The sequence below is a fragment of the Guggenheimella bovis genome (assembly GCF_054492335.1).
This window is the reverse complement of the sequence record NZ_JBQWTF010000003.1, coordinates 137,186-155,524: the sequence shown is the minus strand read 5'-3', so window position 1 is coordinate 155,524 and position 18,339 is coordinate 137,186. Positions and strand designations below refer to the sequence as shown.

Here is an 18,339-nt window from a genome sequence, read left to right as displayed (position 1 = left end):
TCAAAATCTAGTGATTATAGCAAGAGGGATACACCTGTTCCCATCCCGAACACAGAAGTTAAGCCTCTTCACGCCGATGGTACTCGGAGAGTGATCTCCCGGAAGAGTAGGTCGTCGCTAGTTTTAAATCGCGGAGTAGAGCAGTTGGCAGCTCGTCGGGCTCATAACCCGGAGGTCGGAGGTTCGAGTCCTCCCTCCGCAACCACATGGCCCCATGGTCAAGCGGTTAAGACATCGCCCTTTCACGGCGGTAACTCGGGTTCGATTCCCGATGGGGTCACCAATATACCCAACATGTGGGAGCATAGCTCAGCTGGGAGAGCATCTGCCTTACAAGCAGGAGGTCACAGGTTCGAGCCCTGTTGCTCCCACCAATTATATACGCGGATGTGGCGGAACGGCAGACGCACTAGACTTAGGATCTAGCGCCGAGAGGCGTGGGGGTTCAAATCCCTTCATCCGCACCATCAAAAATGCAGAAGTGGCTCAGTGGTAGAGCATCGCCTTGCCAAGGCGAGGGCCGCGGGTTCGAATCCCGTCTTCTGCTCCATCAAAGACTGCAAAGCAGTCTTTTTTTGTACGGAGGAAGGATGTTATTTCTTCTTATTTTTCTAATTTTAATCACTCTAATCTCCTATATCGAAAACCGCTTCTTTATCGTAGAGAGCCTTTCGATTCCTTGGAAAGAGGATCTAAAGGTTATTCAACTCAGTGATTTCCACGAGAACCCACTTATAGACATTCCAACCCTTGTAAAGAACATTACGAATAGAACACCCGACGTCATCGTCTTCACAGGAGACCTCTTTGATCGAAAGAGTAAATGTTTTAAGCGGACTAAAGAACTCCTTTTAGCTCTTAAAGAAGGACATGAAGTCTTTGGTATCTTAGGTAACCATGAGTTAGAAAGTAAACTCCTTAGAGACTATGTAAAGTGGCTTAAAGAGAACGACTTACTACTAGATGAAGCGAGAACTGTAAAAAACACGACTTTCTCTAATTATATAATAGAAGCATCTGACATCTTACTATGCCATGATCCGATGCATTCACTTCAATCACCGTCGAAACTTACGTTAAGTGGCCATACACACGGCGGACAAGTGAACTTCTTTGGACTCGTTGTGAAGGTTCCTGGTCAAGGGTTCTTTCCGAAGTACGTTAGGGGACTATATAACATAGGTAGAAAGCTTCTCTATATCGATTCAGGACTCGGTTTCACCTTCCTTCCTTTAAGGGTTTTAAGACCTGTGCAGGTGAGTCAAATTTCACTTGAAAGGAATAAGAAAACTAGCGTATAATAAAGTTTAGACATGCGGTTGTGGCGGAACGGCAGACGCGCTAGATTCAGGTTCTAGTGCCCTTACGGGTGTATGGGTTCAAATCCCTTCAGCCGCACCATAGAACACCTTTTTAGGTGTTTTTCTTTTTGTAAAGAACATGTAAAAACGCTCAAATTTTAACAGCCTTTTTGAATCTTGGCCTACAATGTGTTATATTTACAGGGAGTAAACGAACTTTGCGGAGGAAACATGAAGAAAATTTTGATCATCGAAGACCAGGCGAGCATTGTCGAGCTCATTCAATACAACTTAGAGATGGAGAACTACGAGGTAGATTCCGCATCTGATGGGGAAATGGGGCTTCGAATGCTTAAGTCCAAGGAATACGACTTATTGCTTTTGGACTTAATGCTCCCTAAGATCGATGGCATCGCTTTAACGAACATCCTTCGTAAACAGCCAGAGTTTAAAAAGCTTCCTATCATCATGCTTACAGCCAAGAGCACAGAACTCGATAAGGTCCTTGGCCTTGAGATCGGTGCCGATGACTACATGACAAAGCCCTTTAGTATTCGTGAGCTCATTGCTCGCGTAAAAGCGATGCTTCGTCGTACAGAAGGCGATGAAGTCGCTGAAAAGAAAATTATCGAAGTCAACGGTATCGTCATTAACGATGAAGAATTTACTGTCACCAAGGACGGTGAACTCATCGAGCTCACCTTAAAAGAATTCCTACTCTTAAAGTTCCTCGCTGAAAACCGCGGAAAGGTACTCACGAGAAGTTTTCTACTCGATAAGATCTGGGGCTACGAGTACGTCGGTGAAACGCGCACGGTAGACGTTCACATTCGTCACTTACGCGCAAAACTCGCCGATGATGAGGATTTAATTAAGACAGTACGTGGCATCGGTTATAAGATGATATGAAAAGAAAGCTCTATGCTGGCGCTATATTTCTAATTTTCGTAGTCTTAGCGATTAGTATGACGCTAAGAACATACTTCTATCGCGAGCTCACGAGTGATAATGAGTTTAATAACTTAAAAAAGATCTCTGAGCTCGTTAATGCTCGTTATGATACATCGGAAGACATTCGTGCAGAGATGGCAGATTTTGCCACGACGTTAAAGCTTCATATCGAAATCTTAGATCGCTTCGGACGCGTCTCCTTTCAGTCGGGAGTCATCCCAGTAAAAAAGACGCTTCCAAAGGTTCAGCTTGCAGAAGATCACGTGACGCGAGCTCTTTTACGGTCGAATAATTCTGATCTCGATATTCTCGTCTATGCCGAATACTTCCCTAAAACGGAACGTTTTGTTCGCATCTTTCAGTTTTCGACCTTCCCTGCCATGGACCGGTCGATTCATCGAGAATTTATCCTTACCTTTTTAATAAGTACTTTATTTGCCATCGTACTTGTTGCCGGGTATGTCTATTATTTGCGCTCTCCCTATGAGCAATTTAGTGACGTATTTAAAGAATTGACGTTAGGAAACTACAATAAACGCCTCTATATTCGTTCCAAAGATGAGATCGGGACACTTTCCGATCGAGCCAACGAAGCCTTAGAGCGCATCGATTTTACGAATGAAAGACTCACCCAGTCGCTCGTTCAGGCAGAAGGTATCGTAAGCTCTATTCCGACGGGTGTCATTGCTATAGACTCGAGAAAGCTTATCTTTAGAGCAAACCGCCTAGCAGGAAGAATGTTAGGCTTTGATCCCGATCGTGCACTACAACGCCACTTTGTAGAAGTCGTAAGACGAAGTGACTTAGAAGATGCGGTCAATAAGGTACTAAAGCCTGGAAAGAGAAATCAGATTCTAACGCTTCAAGTGAAGCTAAAGAACCTTGAAGTGCGCGTACAGGTTTCACCCATCTTTGACCGAGGCGATAAGATTGGAGCCGTCGTGATCCTAGAAGACGTGACGGAAGAAAGTCGTCTTCAGGACATGAGACGAGACTTTGTTAGTAATGTAAGCCATGAATTAAAGACGCCTCTCACATCCATCAAAGGTTTTACAGAAACGCTCCTATCGATGCAAGTGGATGAAGTGAGACAACGCCGCTTTCTTTCCATCATCGATGGAGAAGTTGACCGCTTGAATTCGCTCGTTTCCGACCTCCTCGTATTAAGTGAGATTGAAAAAGATGAGCGTAGTAACGCCAACAAAGAATACTTCAATCCATACCTCGAAGTCGATCGATCGAAGGAGTTCCTCCTCGTATCGGTTGAGGATAAGGAAAACCTCGAAATCAACTTTAATGACACCATGGAAGATGCTCACATCTATGGAAATAAAAGACTCTTTAAACAGCTCGTCATTAACCTAGTAGGAAATGCGATTAAATATTCAAAGAAAGAAGGAGGTGTGATCGATGTCCTCTGTGAAGAGGAGAATGATCAGTTCATTCTTCGAGTAAAGGACCAAGGTGTAGGAATCTCTAAAGAAGATCTTCCGCGTATTTTTGAACGCTTCTATCGAGCTGATAAATCGAGAAGTTTAGACGTGGAAGGCACAGGTTTAGGCCTTGCCATCGTAAAGCACATTGTCATTAGCTTCAACGGACAAATAGGTGTCCACTCCAAACTAGGAGAGGGCAGCGAGTTCTTTGTGAGCATTCCTTTAGTCAGTTTACATGGAATTAACAATGCGACAACAAGAGGGTAAAGGAGTATTGGTACAATGTTCACTGTAAGTTAAAGGAAAAAGGAGAAAAGAATGAATAAGAAATTAGCACTCGTTTTAGCTCTTGTTCTTGTTGTAAGCCTTGTAGCTTTTGGTTGCCAAAAGCAAACAACGACAACAGAACCAGCACAATCACAAGACGCAAGCACACCAGCTCCAGCACAAAGCTCAGAGCCAGTTCCAGCACCAGCACCAGAAGTTAAGGGTGCTACAGGTGACATCAACTTCTACACACGTGACAAATCTTCCGGAACTCGTGAAGCTTTCGAAAAAGGAATCGGCATGGGTAAAGAAGACCAAATCACAGCTAAGGCTGTTGAAGTTTCTGGAAACGGCGACATGGCTACAAAGATCGGTAACGACCCACAAGGTTTCGGTTATGTATCTTTAACAACAGACTTCGCTGCTAACAAGATTCGTCCTGTTAAGTACGAAGGCGTTGAAGCAACAGTTGCTGCAGTTCTTGATGGTTCCTACAAGCTCCAAAGACCTTTTAGCTACGTAACACGTGAAAAGGGAACATATGCTTCTCCAGAAGCTGAAGCTCTTGTAAACGCTTTCGTAGTCTTCATTACACAATCTGAAGAAGGTATGACAGCTGTTGAAGGCGCTCATGGTATCGTAGATATGAGCAAAGCTAAGCCATGGAAAGAACTCGTTGGTACAATCGAAGGATTCGACCCAGATAAGGACTACTCTGGTGTTACAATCAGAACATGTGGTTCTACATCAGTAGAAAAGACACTTAAGGCTGCTCTCGAAGCTTTCCAAGCAGAAGTTAAGTTCGAATTCAAGATGGACCAAACAGGTTCTGGTGACGGATACAAGCGTGTTCTTGGTGAAGAAAAAGATGGCGCTAACGCTGGTGACATCGGATTCGCTTCAAGACCATTCGACCCTGAAAAAGAAGATGTTACAAAGGGTATGGCAAGCGGTGCATACTGCTTAGACGCTGTAGTAGTAGCTGTTCAACAAGATAACCCAATCGAGAATTTGACAGCTGACGTGATCAAGGATATCGTCCTCGGCAAGATCACATCTTGGGAAAACGTAAAATAGTTTTCTGACTTTTGAGGGCTTGGCTTTTGCCGAGCCCTTGTTTTTCATTCTCTGGGAGGCATAATGGAATTTGAACACGAGATCATCTCTGAAAGCTATCAAAAAAGAAAAAAAGTAATGGATAAGGTATTTCAGACGATCTTCTTGATCGCTGGAATCATCTCTGCAATCTTTGTCGTATTAATCTTTATTTTCGTCATTCAAAAAGGAATCAGTGTGTTCCTTCCTTCCTATGAAGGCGGAGCATATAATCTTTGGGACTTTTTAACTGGTTTTTATTGGCGACAAGATATTGCAGTATACGGTGTGCTATTTATCGTATTTAACACGATCATTTCTGCACTAGGTGCACTTCTTATTTCCTTTCCAGTGGCAGTACTAACTGCACTCTTCATTACAAAGATTGCTCCCAAGTGGTTAGCTGATGTAATGACAACGGTTGTTGAGCTCTTAGCAGCCGTGCCATCTGTCGTATACGGTGTATTCGCAAGCGGTGCCATTGTAAAATGGGTTACGAACTTAGCACATGCCTTTGGTTATACGACCTTCGGTGGTAACTCGCTCTTAGCAGTAGCGATTCTTCTTGCTATCATGGTCTTCCCAACGATGACCTCACTAGCTATCGTAAGTATTCGTGCTGTTCCAAGAGAACTTGAAGAAGGATCCTTAGCGTTAGGTGCGACAGAAACTCAAACGCACTTTAAAGTCGTTTTAGCAGCAGCTAAGTCAGGAATTTTCGCAGGTCTTATCCTAGGTTTAGGTCGTGCCTTCGGTGAAGCAACGGCTGTAAGTATGGTTGCAGGTAATGCCATGACAGGTCCTACCTTTAACCCCTTTGATACGACTCGTACGCTGACTTCGACGATGCTCTCTGGTCTAAAAGAGACGCAAGGACTTGACTACGATATTCGTTTCAGTGTTGGTATTGTTCTGATGGTCATCATCTTCATTACAAACATCAGCATTCACTTCGTGAAGTCAAAGATTGGTAGGCACATGGAATGAGAACATCAAGAAAAATTAAAGACGGTATCTTACAAACCCTTACATATCTCAGTGCAATTCTAGCTGCTGGTATGCTTTTGATGGTCTTCATCTTCGTGATGGAAAAGGGTCTTCCAGGCGTAAACCTGAAGCTCTTGACAAACAACTACTGGTCAGAGAATATTAAAGTAGAGTATCCAAAGTTTGAAACAGGAAACTTCAAAGCACCTGAAACAATGACAGAAGGCGCTTACTTCAGTCCGAAGACAGGTATCGCGATTAAAGATTCCTTAGATGCCTATAAGGTTCATCAGGTTAAGGTCGAATACATCGATCCGAATTCACCGCTTAAGACGGGTATTGTTTCAACCGCAGGTAAAACAAAAGGTGAAGAGAGGGAGCTTAAAGCTGGTTATAACATCAACAGTTTGATGTTTAAGAATACTCAAGGAAAGCTCGTAAACATCGGTGCATCAAAGAACACGGATGCAAAGGAATTTATCGCTGAGCTCGAGCAGATTAAAGAACTTCGAAGTATCTTCTACCAGACACCTGGTGGTGGTGTGCGTGGTTCGCTTCTTGCGACACTTCTACTTATCATCGTAAGTATCGTGATTGCTCTTCCAATCGGTATTGCAGCAGCCATTTACCTCAATGAATACGCTCCTGCAGGACTAATTACAGAGCTCATGCGCTCTTCTATCGAAATTCTAGCCGGTGTACCGAGTATTATCTTCGGTCTCATGGGTGTGAGCTTACTGTTCCCGATTACACAGCTCTTTGGCATTAAGAGTGTATCGATTCTCTTAGGTGCCTTGACGATGGCTGTTGTACTCCTTCCGCTCATCATCCGTCAAACGGAAGAATCCCTCCGCGTCGTTCCGATTGATCTACGCTATGGATCGCTTTCTTTAGGAGCAACGCGTACACAAACGATCTTTAAAGTCATTCTCCCGAATGCTCTTCCTGGTATTATCACGGCAACACTTTTAAGTATTTCTCGTATCATCGGTGAAAGTGCTGCACTCATCTATACCATGGGCGTATTCATTAACGATAACCCTGCTATCGACAAGGGAGCTACGACCTTAGCAGTACAGATCTTCTCACTCATGAGTGGTGAGCAACCAAACTTTGAATTGTCTAGTACGATTTCCATCATCATCCTTGGAATCGTTCTAATACTGAACTTGACGGTTAAAGCTATTACAGCAAGACTTAACAGAAAGTGGAGCGTTTGATGAATACCTTTGATATTAAGGATTTAAATCTATGGTATGGCGATTTCCATGCACTTCATGACATCAACATGGAAATTAAGCAAAACAAAGTCACCGCCTGCATCGGGCCGAGTGGCTGCGGTAAGAGTACCTTCATTCGTATCTTAAACCGCATGAATGACCTCATCGACAACTGTCGCATTGAAGGTCAAGTGCTTTTTAACGGAAAAGATATCTTTGCACCAGACTACGACGTTGTAAAGCTTCGTACACACGTCGGAATGGTGTTCCAAAAACCAAACCCATTCCCAATGAGCATCTATGAAAACGTCGCTTATGGACTTAAGGTTCAAGGCGTTCGTGATAAAAAGCTCTTGGATCAAGTCGTTGTAGAATCGCTTCAAAAAGCAGCGCTCTACGACGAAGTAAGTGATCGTTTACACGATAATGCGCTTAGACTTTCTGGTGGTCAACAACAACGTCTTTGCATTGCACGTGCTATCGCTTTAAGCCCAGAGGTTATTCTCATGGACGAGCCGACGAGTGCTCTAGACCCGATTGCTACGGCTAAGATCGAGGAGCTCATGGAAGTCCTCAAAAAGGACTACACGATCGTCATCGTTACACACTCCATGCAACAAGCTGCTCGTATTAGCGACGAAACAGCGTTCTTCCTTTTAGGAGACCTCGTCGAATTTGGCAAGACGACGAAGATCTTTGAAAAGCCAGAACATCCAGAAACAGAGCGCTATATCACAGGAAGATTCGGTTAGGAGGTTCTTTATGGCATTACGTGGAAATCTTGAAAAAAGATTGGAAAAGATTGAGCACCGCCTCATCAAAATGACTTCACTCGTTCAAAGAAACCTTGAACTCACCATTCAAGCCATCGCAAAAAACGACGACGCACTCGCTGTTCAAGTCATTGAGCTCGATAAAGGCATCGATGAACTCGAGATGGACATCGAAAAGAAGTGTGTTTCAACCATCGGTCTACAACAACCGATCGCAGGCGACCTTCGTACGATCACGAGTGTTTTAAAGATCATTACAGATCTTGAACGCATCGGAGACTATGCAGCAGACATCGCAAAGATTCAAATTATGCTTAAGACGAGTCTTTCTGATTACGTTTCCTACTTAGAACCCATGTATGAAACGATTCAAGAAATGCTAACCATGACACTTGCAGCATTCATTGAAAAGGATCCTGAAAAGGCAAGAACTGCAGGTCTTCTCGATGAAAAGGTAGACGCCTACTACCGTGATACAGGTAATGTCCTCGTCATGAAGCTTCGTGAGATGGATGACGGAGATGAAAAAGATAGAATTCTTCAACTCCTCTTCATCATTCGCTATGCAGAGCGTATGGGTGATCACATCACCAACATGTGTGAACGCGTCATCTACATGCTTAATGGAATTCACGAGTTCTTCTAATGGATCTACTGAAATCCCTAGAAGGTTACAGGAAGCGATACACTGAAGAAAGTGCTTTAGTGGAGCGCTTCCTTTCCTTTATAAACGAGAACCCCCTCTATTGGTCTCGTTCCACCTTAAAAGGTCACCTCACTGCAAGTGCCTGGGTTGTAAACGAAAGCAATGAAGTACTCCTTTTGCATCATAAGAAGCTCGGTAAGTGGCTTCAGGTAGGTGGACACATTGAAGAAGGAGAGAACGCTTTTGATGCGGCAAAGAGAGAACTTTTAGAGGAAGCTGGAATCGAAGGGGAGGGAACAGATGTCATCTTTGACATCGACATTCATGAAATCCCAGAAAATAAAGGTGTTCCAGCTCATTACCACTACGACATTCGATTCCTTTTAAAAGCCAAAGAAAACGACTTGATTCTAAGCGATGAATCCTATGCAATACGCTGGGTTAAAGTTGAAGATGTGCCTACTATTACAACTGAAGAATCGGTTTTACGAATGGTTCGAAAGATGACTTCCTTTTAGGGAAGTCATTTTTTTCTTCTAAGATGGTATAATAAATATAGTACGTTGAGGGGGACGATATGGACGTCATATTTACAGTCATAAGAGAGCTAAGGCCATGGGATGTTCTCGATATCCTAATCATTGCCTTTTTGCTCTACCAACTCTATAACCTTTTAAACTACACGAGAGCCATTCAGCTTTTAAAGGGAGTCTTTGTCATTCTTGTCGTTTGGTACCTATCGAATTTGATGGGTCTAAGAATGGTGCATGAACTCTTAAAGACTCTTCTTAGCTTTGGTGCAGTGGCCATTCTCGTGCTCTTTCAACCTGAACTTCGAAGAGCTTTGGAAATGCTCGGAAGAAATAAGCTCGTATCGAAGAGCCTCTTTTCTGGAACGAGTTCGAGAGAAGCTGAGAGCATCGAAGAGATCGTAACAGCCGTGACTAACCTCAGTGGTAAAAAGATCGGTGCACTCATCGTTTTAGCAGGTGATACGGGACTTGCCGACATCATCGAAAGTGGAACCGAGCTCGATGCTGACATCAAAGCGCCGCTCTTAGAAAATATTTTCTTCCCGAAATCACCGCTCCACGACGGAGCTGTTGTGATTAATGACGGAAGAATCATTGCAGCAGGTTGTCTCTTACCTTTGAGTAACGATCGCTCTGTAAGTAGAGATCTTGGAACGAGACACCGTGCAGCACTTGGAATGAGTGCGAACTCTGATGCGCTCGTCATCGTTGCTAGTGAGGAGACGGGCATTATTACTGTCGCCAAAAATAATCAGCTCGAGCGCCATCTCACTGCGGATAGACTTCGTCAAGTGATCGAAAGCTTCTATCAGGATGAAGAAAAGCCTCTAGATAAGATCTTTAAGGGGGTTCGAAATGAAGTGGAATAAGTTTAAGCTCCCTGAAATTAAATTTGAGAAGAAATGGGTTCCCAAGGTGATCTGCGTCATTTTAGCGATCATCTGCTGGCTCTATATCATGGATGCCAATAATCCAACCGTTACACGCGTCATCCCGAATGTCCCCGTAAACCTCGTGGGAATCGATCAACTGCAAAATTACGGCTTAATCGTAGGTGACATTCAAAACGACAAAATTAACGTAAAGGTCACAGGTCCTTGGAAGAGCGTCATTCGCCTTTCGGATAAGGACATCGCTTTGACGGCACGCGTTTCAGGTGCCACGAAAGGAAAACTCAGCTTTCCGATCGAGCAGTCCATTCTTGCTGCAGGAGCGACCATTACGAGCCTTTCAGAAAGCTCTGTCACCTTAAACCTCGATGCCATCGTAAAACAGCAAAAGCCGATTAAGGTTGAGATGGTAGGTAAGCTCCCAGAAGGAGTCGAACTGGGAGAACTAAACCTCGAATCGGAAAAGGTCGAGGTCGAAGGAGCGAGTGAGATTCTAAAGCACGTCGCCTACGTCGAAGCGACGCTCGATGTAAGCGATAAGAAAGAGTCTTTTACAGGATACTTGAGTCTCGTCGCTAAAAACGAAAAGAATGAAAAAGTAGAAGACGTCAAGGTACTCCTTCCTTTTATCGAAGTGAAGGTTCCTTTCTTAATCGAAAAGAGCGTACCGATCGACTTAAAATACAAAGAAAACTTCTCGTCACGCTTCCGCTTAGCAGCTGCGAACGTAACACCTAATGTAGTAAAGCTTAAAGGCGATAAAAAGACACTCGAAGCACTTGAAAAGGTTCCCACAGAGGAGCTGACTCTCTCTGAAGGGTCACCGACGAACTCTGAAATTCAACTTAATCTTCCGGAAGGCATTTCCTTTACAGGAAATCAGAAGTTCAACTTACAGATTGACGTACGCAGAACAGAAGTGAAGACCTTCCAGCTTCCCACCCAATCTGTCCAATTTGTCGGTGAGGATGAAAACTATACGTATACGATTCAAACGGAACTTAAAAATATCACTGTAAAGGTCACTGACACCTTGGATGTATTAAATAAGATCAATCCAGCCGATCTCTCCCTGACGCTCGATGTAAACGATCGACAGGCGGGATATTGGGACATTGAAGTCTCATTAAAGGGCATCCAGAAGACGAGTAGCTACCACATTGAACCATCACAGCTACCGATTCAGATCAACAGGAAAAAATGAAGCATACGAATCCAGAAATTGAGCTCATCTTAAACTCCACCCACGACGCCATGATCGCAATCGATAGGTCTTTAAAAATTACGCTCATGAACCGTGCAGCAGAGCGCCTCGTAGGGTGTAAGCCAGATACCTCGGTAGGAAAGAATGTCGTAGATGTCGTCGATAATACGCGTCTACCGATTGTTCTTGCAACGGGTGTTGCAGAGCTCAATCGAAGACAGTTCATAGGTCCCATAGAAATCATCACGAATCGCATGCCGGTGTACGACTTAAATGGCTCCATCGTCGGAGCCATTGCTGTTTTTAGAGACATCTCTGAAATTTCCCGCCTGGCGACAGAGGTCACAGACCTTCGCTTTAGCCTCGATACCTTGAGGTCTCTTTTCGATGCCATTCAGGATGGCATTAGCGTTATCGATACAGACGGCCATGTCGTGCTCGTAAACGATCGTTATAAGAGCCTAGCGAAGGTCTCTAGCATTCGAAGGGATCGCATTCCAAACTACCTGGGAGAAGGTGAACTTCATGAAAGCGTCCTAGCGAGTGGGGAGAGTGCGAAGGGGATTAAACTTTACCTCGATAAGCTCGACCGCCACGTATCGATCGACTGCTCCGCTCTTAAAATTCGAGGTGAACTCAAAGGAAGCATCGCCCTCATTCACGACTTAAGTGAGATTAAAAAGCTTTCCAGCGACCTTTTACAAGCAAAGAGCATCATTCGTAACCTCGATGCCAAGCATACCTTAGATGACGTTCTAGGTAAGAATTCACGTATGCTTGAAGCGAAGGAGCGAGCGAAGCTCTGCTCCAAGCACGATTTTCCAGTGCTTCTTCTAGGAGAGCATGGAACGGGTAAGGAGCTCTTTGCTCATGCCATTCATAATGCCTCAGACCGTCGCTTTAATCGCTTCCTAAGGCTTCATGTGGGAGTCGATGATGAAGACCGACTTTCACAAGATCTCTTTGGCACGAAGGATAAACCAGGTCTATTGGAAAGAGCCAATGGAGGTACACTCTACATCGATTCCGTAGATCTCCTTCCGCTATCGATTCAAGACCGGTTAAATATCGTTCTAAATGAGAAGATGATCGACGGCAGCTTTCCAGTCGATGTCCGCATCCTCGCAGCCTCTACGAGAGACCTTATGACACTTGTAGATGAAGGGCTTTTTAGAAAAGAGCTGTACTTTCAACTCAATCTTTTCCCCATTCGTCTCCCCAATCTATCGGAAAGAAAGGACGATATCTACCTCTTAGCGATGGATATTGTAAAAAGACTCAATGATAAATTCTCGAAGCAAGTGACTGATATCTCAAAAGACGCACTTCTTTATCTCACCCGCTATGACTGGCCCGGTAACTACCGAGAACTAGAAAACGTCATCGCCAGAGCCATGATTAAGCTTAAGGTCTCCGATAAGACCATTCGCTATGAGCATCTACCGCCCATGCAGTCGGAACCTCAAGAGGAGACGCTCGCCTTAAGAGAGTACCTCCTTCAAGTGGAGCGTGAGTACATTGAGAAAGTTTTGGGTAAATGCCAAGGAAATAAGACCCAAGCGGCAAAAGAGTTAGGTATCAGTATCCGCTCACTTTACTATAAATTGGAGGAAACACTATAGTGCTACTTTTTACCATCTTTACAGCAGGAATCTTGAGCTTCTTTGCTCCGTGCATCGTTCCGCTTATTCCTGTATATATCGGTATCCTTTCGACATCGAGTGATGAATCGAAGAAACTTTTTGGCCTTGACTTTAACCCCAAGGCCATGCTTCGAACACTACTCTTTGTCCTAGGACTTTCTACGAGCTTTGCCATCATGGGCTTTGGAGCAGGACTCGTCGGATCCTTCTTAAGAAACCCTTGGTTCTTTCGAATATTAGGACTCATCGTCATCGTCTTAGGACTTTGGCAGATGGGACTCTTTTCCATCGACCTTTTAGAACGAACAAAAAAGCTCGACCTCAAGCGCTCCCGTAAAGGCGATGGACTAGGAGCTTACCTCTTAGGCTTTACCTTTAGCTTTGGCTGGACGCCTTGTGTCGGAAGCGTATTAGGTATGATTTTAAGTATCGGCGCCAAGGAAGGGGAAGCCCTTACAGCGATGGGTTACATGCTCATCTACGGGCTAGGACTAAGCGTTCCTTTTCTTATCATGACACTCTTTTCTACAGCCGTATTAAAAAGAGTGAAGCACATTGAAAAGGCACTTCCTGTGATCACTGTAATCGGTGGCATCTTAATCGTCATCATGGGCGTTCTACTGATGTTCGATAAGCTAAGTCTCTTAACCTGGAGGACATTATGAATGAAACAATCTATCTAGCAGGAGGGTGCTTCTGGGGAGTAGAAGCCTACTTTAAAAGCATCTATGGTGTTCTTGAAACGACTGTAGGGTATGCCAACGGAACGACGGAAAATCCCACCTATCAAGACGTATGTTTTGCTGGAACAAATCATGCAGAGACCGTAAAGATCGTCTTTGATACAGAAAAGCTTCCACTGGAACTTCTACTCTTACATCTCATACAGATTATTGATCCCTATAGCATCAATCACCAAGGCGGTGACTTCGGTCCTCAGTACCGAACGGGTGTCTATAGCGAAAATAAAGAGACGCTCGAGCGCATGAAGGAGATCTTTAAGGCTCTTTCAGAGCGCCCCTATGCGATCGAGGTAGAACCGCTTCAAAACTTCTATCCCGCAGAAGCATATCATCAGGATTATTTAAAAAAGAATCCTCTCGGTTACTGCCACGTCGTTCTAGCTGACGCCTTAAAACCTATCGTTCCGAAGCTTCTCTATCAGCCTGAAACGTATCCTTTAACACTTCAGGAAGCAAAAGTCGCTTATAAGAATGCGACTGATGTGCCTCATACACACCCTTATACGAGTCTCTTTGAGGCGGGAATCTACGTCGATAAGAGAAGTGGGGAACCGCTCTTCTTTTCCAAAGATAAGTTTGAGTGTGGCTGTGGATGGCCGAGTTTTTCTGCTCCTATCGATCCTGACGTCATCTTAGAACAGACCGATACGAGCTTTGGCATGGTTCGAACGGAAGTGAAGGCGAGAGTCTCAGGGATTCACTTAGGACACGTCTTTCCCGATGGTCCCAAAGAAAGAGGAGGAATCCGCTACTGTATCAATGGTTCCGTCCTTCAATTTATTCCGAAAGAAGAGCTTCAAGCCAAGGGCTATGCCTACTTAGAACCTTTCATCTAATCGTTTAGCAAACTTTTGCCTGCAAAATCTTGCAAACTTTAGATTTGATTTCAAAGAGTGCTTTTTATAAAGCACTTTTTTTGTTAAACTATTGTTTGGAGGTGCCCATGGCAATACGGATCTTAGCGATCAATCCTGGCTCGACTTCTACGAAAGTAAGTTACTTTGAAGAAGATCGAGCGTTATTTACGAAGAGCATCGATCACGATGCGAAATCACTGGAATCGTTTCCACGAATCACCGATCAATTTGACTACAGAAAAGAAGCTGTCCTCTCTTGGCTCGAAAGTTTAGAGCTAGAAGACAAGCACGTCGACTGTGTCGTCGGTAGAGGAGGACTCCTTCGTCCGATGCCTTCTGGAACATACTATGTGACAGAGCGCATGAAAGAAGACCTACGTGTCGGCATTCAAGGAGATCACGCCTCAAACTTAGGCGGACTCATCGCAGATGCCATCGCAAAAGAACGAAATGTTCCTGCCTTTATCGTAGACCCCGTAGCTGTCGATGAATTTGAACCCATCGCACGCATCAGTGGTCTAAAAGAGGTCGTTCGTAAGAGCCTCGTTCACGCACTAAACGTCCGTGCAGTAAGTCTACGTTACTGTAGAGAAAAAGGACTAGACTTCACAAAGACCAACCTCGTCGTAGCCCACTTAGGTGGTGGCATTAGTATCGTGAGCATTAAGAATGGAAAGATGATCGATACGAACGATGCCAACGAGATGGGACCGTTTTCACCAGAGCGAACAGGAAGTCTTCCCGTTGGTGCACTGGCAGAGATCATCTATAAGAACAACTTGACGCCGAAAGAAGCAAAGACCATGATTCGAGGAAAAGGTGGAGTCGTCGCCTACCTTGGAACAAATGACTTAAGAGCCGTCGAAGAGCGCGTAAAAGCAGGAGACGAGCAAGCCAAGTTCATCACGGAAGCCATGGCCTATCAGATTGCCAAGGAAATTGGTTCTGCTGCTTCGGTCTTAAAGGGACACGTCGAAGGAATTCTATTAACAGGCGGCGTAGCCCACAATAAACGCCTCATGGATTATGTAAGAGAGCACGTTGAGTTCATTGCTCCCGTTACGGTTTATCCGGGTGAGGATGAAATGCAAAGCCTTTGTGAGGGCGCACTTCGCGTCCTTTTAGGAAAAGAAGAAGGAAAAAATTACGATCTGGAGGCGCGTTTTGATTAAAACGTTCGAAGAACTGAGAACTGCTGCCAAAGAACTTAAGGGCAAGAAGATTGCCGTTTGTATGGCAGAAAACGAAGAAGTACTTGAGGCCGTTGAGAATGCGAGAAAGCTAGGCATTGCCGATGCTGTACTTGTGGGAGAAGGAAAGGCTATTAAGGAGCTTCTTCAAAAGCTTTCTATCGATGAGAACAACTACGAATTTGTCGAAGCAAGCTCTAAAGAAGAGGGTGCAATGCTCGCTGTAAAGCTCGTAGGCGAGGGCAAATGCGACGTTCTCATGAAGGGACTCGTCGATACGAGTATCATCCTAAAAGCTGTACTCAACAAGGAATGGGGCTTAAGAGAAAGCAAAGTCATGAGTCACGTAGCGCTCTTTAAAGTGCCACGTTACCACAAGATGTTTGTCATCACCGATGCTGCCATGAACATCACCCCAGATGTCGATCAGAAGGAAGCCATTTTACGAAATGCCCTTCAGGTTACAAAGGCACTAGGCATTGAAACCGCAAAGGTTGCAGCACTTGCCGCTAAAGAAAAGGTGAGCGATAAGATGCAAGCGACCATCGATGCGAAGGAACTTTCGGAAAGAAACATTCCCGGTGCCATTGTTGACGGCCCCCTCGCTCTCGACAATGCCATCAGCAAAGAGTCTGCCATCATTAAAGGCATTGATTCACCCGTTGCAGGTGATGTCGATATCCTCTTAATGCCTCAAATTGAAAGTGGTAACGTCCTCTATAAGGCACTAAGCTATCTTTCAGAGTCCGAGGCCGCTGGTATCCTTCTAGGAGCGAAAGCACCTGTCGTCTTGACTTCTAGAGCGGATGAAGAGGAAGTAAAACTTAATTCTATTGCACTTGCTCTCCTCGTTTCAGAGAGTAGAAAGGATCAATAATGTACCGCATTTTAGCGATTAACCCAGGAAGCACATCGACAAAGATTGCGATCTTCGACGACGAGAAAGAAGTTTATACGAAAACTCTTCGTCACAGCGATGAAGAGCTTAAGGTCTATCCTGACGTTTTAAGTCAAGCACCTTTCCGCAAGCAAATTATCATGGACGCTTTGAATGAATCAGAGATCAACATTCAAAAGCTCTCCGCAATCGTTGGTCGTGGTGGTGTCTTTAAGCCCATCGAAGGTGGCACCTATGAAGTCAATGAAGCACTCTTAGATAGCGCTCATCATCCTCAAGCAGAGCATGCTTCCAACCTCGGAGCCATCCTTGCAAACGAGATCGCATCGAGCTTAAATATCCCTGCATATATCGTAGACCCTGTCGTAGTCGATGAGATGGAACCCATCGCACGTGTCAGCGGTCATCCGCTCATTGAACGTAAGAGTATCTTCCATGCGCTAAACCAAAAGGCTGTTGCACGTCGCTATGCAAAGAGCGTCGGTAAAAAATATGAAGAGCTAAACCTCATCGTCGCACACATGGGTGGCGGAGTGAGCGTCGGTGCACATAAGCTCGGTCGTGTCATTGATGTCAATAACGCACTAAACGGCGAAGGACCTTTCTCTCCTGAACGCAGTGGTGGTCTTCCAGTTGGTGAATTTGCAAAGCTCTGCACGAGCGGTAAATACACCTACGATGAAATCAAGAAGATGATCAGCGGAAAAGGCGGCTACGTAAGCTACCTCGGAACAAACGACGGTAGAGAAGTAGAAAACCGCATTGCAGCAGGAGACAAGGAAGCTGCACTCATTCAAGATGCTCTTTCTTATCAAACAGCAAAAGAGATCGGCGCTTGTGCAACCGTACTTAAAGGAAAAGTCGATCAAATCATCCTAACAGGTGGACTCGCTTACGGAAAAGACACCGTAAACTTCATTCGTGAAGCAGTAGAATTCATCGCTCCTGTCACCGTATATCCTGGTGAAGACGAGATGATGGCTCTTACAGAAGGAGCTCTACGCGTTCTTCGTGGAGAAGAAAAAGCGAAAATCTATGTCTAAGCTTCAGATCATTACAGGCCACTACGGAAGCGGAAAGACTGAATTTGCAGTAAGTCTTGCGATGAAGCTTGCGAAGGAAGGAAAACGCGTAGCGCTTGCCGACCTCGATATCGTGAACCCATACTTTCGTAGTAGAGAGCGTGCTGACGTGATGGAAAAAGCTGGTATTCGCGTCATCAGTAGCTCCCTAGGTCATAGCTCGACTCTTGACCTTCCTGCCGTCTCGGCAGAGATTCGTGGACCCATTCAAGATGAGTCGATGGATGTCATTTTAGATATCGGTGGAGATAGCGTCGGAGCAAGAGTACTCGTAAACTTCTTAGAGGACATTAAAACGAGAGGTTACGAATTAAACCTCGTCGTAAACGCCTATAGGCCAGAGACGAGAACGGCAGACGATGTTATTCGCTACATCGAATCGATCGAGTTTGTAAGCACCTTAAAGTTTACAGGACTCATCAGTAACACCCATCTTCTTCGTGAAACGACGAAAGAAGATGTCATGGCAGGACTAAGACTTACAAAGGAAGTGAGTGAACGCACCCATCTTCCTATCGTCTATACGAGTGCCATTGGCTCTGCCTTAGAAGGCGTCGAGCCAGAAAGTGGAGAACTACTAGAAGTTGGCATGTACATGCGTGACGCATGGATGTAATAAAAGG

At 44.8% G+C, this 18,339-nt stretch carries 18 protein-coding genes, 6 tRNA genes and 1 rRNA gene; all 25 read left to right on the top strand.

The features are described from left to right. The first annotated feature begins 6 nt into the window (after positions 1-6). A 5S ribosomal RNA gene (rrf, locus tag ACUB3H_RS08305) occupies positions 7-123 on the top strand. Between the two features lie 6 nt (positions 124-129). Next, positions 130-205: transfer RNA gene (locus ACUB3H_RS08300), tRNA-Met, on the top strand. A 3-nt stretch (positions 206-208) separates the two neighbouring features. Beyond that, positions 209-283, top strand: a tRNA-Glu gene (locus ACUB3H_RS08295). 15 nt (positions 284-298) lie between these two features. After that, a tRNA-Val gene (locus ACUB3H_RS08290) sits at positions 299-374 on the top strand. Between the two features lie 9 nt (positions 375-383). Then, positions 384-467 (top strand) — tRNA-Leu (locus ACUB3H_RS08285). Between the two features lie 8 nt (positions 468-475). Then, a tRNA-Gly gene (locus tag ACUB3H_RS08280) sits at positions 476-550 on the top strand. A 40-nt stretch (positions 551-590) separates the two neighbouring features. Next, entirely contained in the window at positions 591-1,301 is a 711-nt protein-coding gene (locus ACUB3H_RS08275; protein ID WP_459130206.1) for a metallophosphoesterase, read from the top strand. Between the two features lie 14 nt (positions 1,302-1,315). Continuing rightward, a tRNA-Leu gene (locus ACUB3H_RS08270) sits at positions 1,316-1,401 on the top strand. Positions 1,402-1,532: 131 nt separating this feature from the next. Then, on the top strand, positions 1,533-2,210 hold the full coding sequence (locus tag ACUB3H_RS08265; protein ID WP_459130205.1) for a response regulator transcription factor: 678 nt from the start codon (positions 1,533-1,535) through the stop codon (positions 2,208-2,210). After that, positions 2,207-3,955 (top strand): ATP-binding protein, encoded by a 1,749-nt coding sequence (locus ACUB3H_RS08260; protein ID WP_459130204.1) that lies wholly within the window; start codon positions 2,207-2,209, stop codon positions 3,953-3,955. The genes ACUB3H_RS08265 and ACUB3H_RS08260 overlap by 4 nt, the downstream gene beginning before the upstream one ends. A 51-nt stretch (positions 3,956-4,006) precedes the next feature. Beyond that, positions 4,007-5,032, top strand: coding sequence for a substrate-binding domain-containing protein (locus ACUB3H_RS08255; RefSeq protein WP_459130203.1), 1,026 nt, complete (start codon positions 4,007-4,009; stop codon positions 5,030-5,032). Positions 5,033-5,095: 63 nt separating this feature from the next. Next, entirely contained in the window at positions 5,096-6,037 is a 942-nt protein-coding gene (gene pstC / locus ACUB3H_RS08250) for a phosphate ABC transporter permease subunit PstC (protein WP_459130202.1), read from the top strand. Beyond that, positions 6,034-7,257 carry a phosphate ABC transporter permease PstA gene (pstA, locus tag ACUB3H_RS08245; protein WP_459130201.1) on the top strand — a complete coding sequence of 408 codons (1,224 nt, stop codon included), beginning with the start codon at positions 6,034-6,036 and terminating at the stop codon, positions 7,255-7,257. Before pstC ends, pstA begins: the two co-directional genes overlap by 4 nt. Beyond that, complete coding sequence (gene pstB / locus ACUB3H_RS08240) at positions 7,257-8,009, top strand: phosphate ABC transporter ATP-binding protein PstB (RefSeq protein ID WP_459130200.1); 753 nt, start codon at positions 7,257-7,259, stop codon at positions 8,007-8,009. Before pstA ends, pstB begins: the two co-directional genes overlap by 1 nt. Positions 8,010-8,019: 10 nt before the next feature. Beyond that, complete coding sequence (phoU, locus tag ACUB3H_RS08235) at positions 8,020-8,676, top strand: phosphate signaling complex protein PhoU (protein WP_459130199.1); 657 nt, start codon at positions 8,020-8,022, stop codon at positions 8,674-8,676. After that, positions 8,676-9,194, top strand: coding sequence for an NUDIX hydrolase (locus ACUB3H_RS08230; RefSeq protein WP_459130198.1), 519 nt, complete (start codon positions 8,676-8,678; stop codon positions 9,192-9,194). Before phoU ends, ACUB3H_RS08230 begins: the two co-directional genes overlap by 1 nt. 59 nt (positions 9,195-9,253) lie before the next feature. Beyond that, positions 9,254-10,078, top strand: coding sequence for a diadenylate cyclase CdaA (cdaA, locus tag ACUB3H_RS08225; protein WP_459130197.1), 825 nt, complete (start codon positions 9,254-9,256; stop codon positions 10,076-10,078). Then, positions 10,065-11,303, top strand: coding sequence for a CdaR family protein (locus ACUB3H_RS08220; RefSeq protein WP_459130196.1), 1,239 nt, complete (start codon positions 10,065-10,067; stop codon positions 11,301-11,303). The genes cdaA and ACUB3H_RS08220 overlap by 14 nt, the downstream gene beginning before the upstream one ends. Next, on the top strand, positions 11,300-12,925 hold the full coding sequence (locus tag ACUB3H_RS08215) for a sigma 54-interacting transcriptional regulator (RefSeq protein WP_459130195.1): 1,626 nt from the start codon (positions 11,300-11,302) through the stop codon (positions 12,923-12,925). The genes ACUB3H_RS08220 and ACUB3H_RS08215 overlap by 4 nt, the downstream gene beginning before the upstream one ends. Continuing rightward, positions 12,925-13,611: a cytochrome c biogenesis CcdA family protein gene (locus ACUB3H_RS08210; RefSeq protein WP_459130194.1), complete on the top strand. Its 687-nt coding sequence runs from the start codon at positions 12,925-12,927 to the stop codon at positions 13,609-13,611. The genes ACUB3H_RS08215 and ACUB3H_RS08210 overlap by 1 nt, the downstream gene beginning before the upstream one ends. Continuing rightward, the gene (gene msrA, locus ACUB3H_RS08205; protein WP_459130193.1) at positions 13,608-14,525 is read left to right on the top strand and encodes a peptide-methionine (S)-S-oxide reductase MsrA; all 918 of its coding nucleotides are present in this window, start codon (positions 13,608-13,610) and stop codon (positions 14,523-14,525) included. Before ACUB3H_RS08210 ends, msrA begins: the two co-directional genes overlap by 4 nt. 107 nt (positions 14,526-14,632) lie before the next feature. Next, entirely contained in the window at positions 14,633-15,718 is a 1,086-nt protein-coding gene (gene buk, locus ACUB3H_RS08200; RefSeq protein ID WP_459130192.1) for a butyrate kinase, read from the top strand. After that, positions 15,711-16,613, top strand: a complete 903-nt coding sequence (locus tag ACUB3H_RS08195; RefSeq protein WP_459130191.1) for a bifunctional enoyl-CoA hydratase/phosphate acetyltransferase — start codon at positions 15,711-15,713, stop codon at positions 16,611-16,613. Before buk (ACUB3H_RS08200) ends, ACUB3H_RS08195 begins: the two co-directional genes overlap by 8 nt. Next, positions 16,613-17,677 (top strand): butyrate kinase, encoded by a 1,065-nt coding sequence (gene buk, locus ACUB3H_RS08190; protein WP_459130190.1) that lies wholly within the window; start codon positions 16,613-16,615, stop codon positions 17,675-17,677. Before ACUB3H_RS08195 ends, buk (ACUB3H_RS08190) begins: the two co-directional genes overlap by 1 nt. Next, positions 17,670-18,332, top strand: coding sequence for a nucleotide-binding protein (locus ACUB3H_RS08185; RefSeq protein WP_459130189.1), 663 nt, complete (start codon positions 17,670-17,672; stop codon positions 18,330-18,332). Before buk (ACUB3H_RS08190) ends, ACUB3H_RS08185 begins: the two co-directional genes overlap by 8 nt. Positions 18,333-18,339 lie beyond the last annotated feature (7 nt).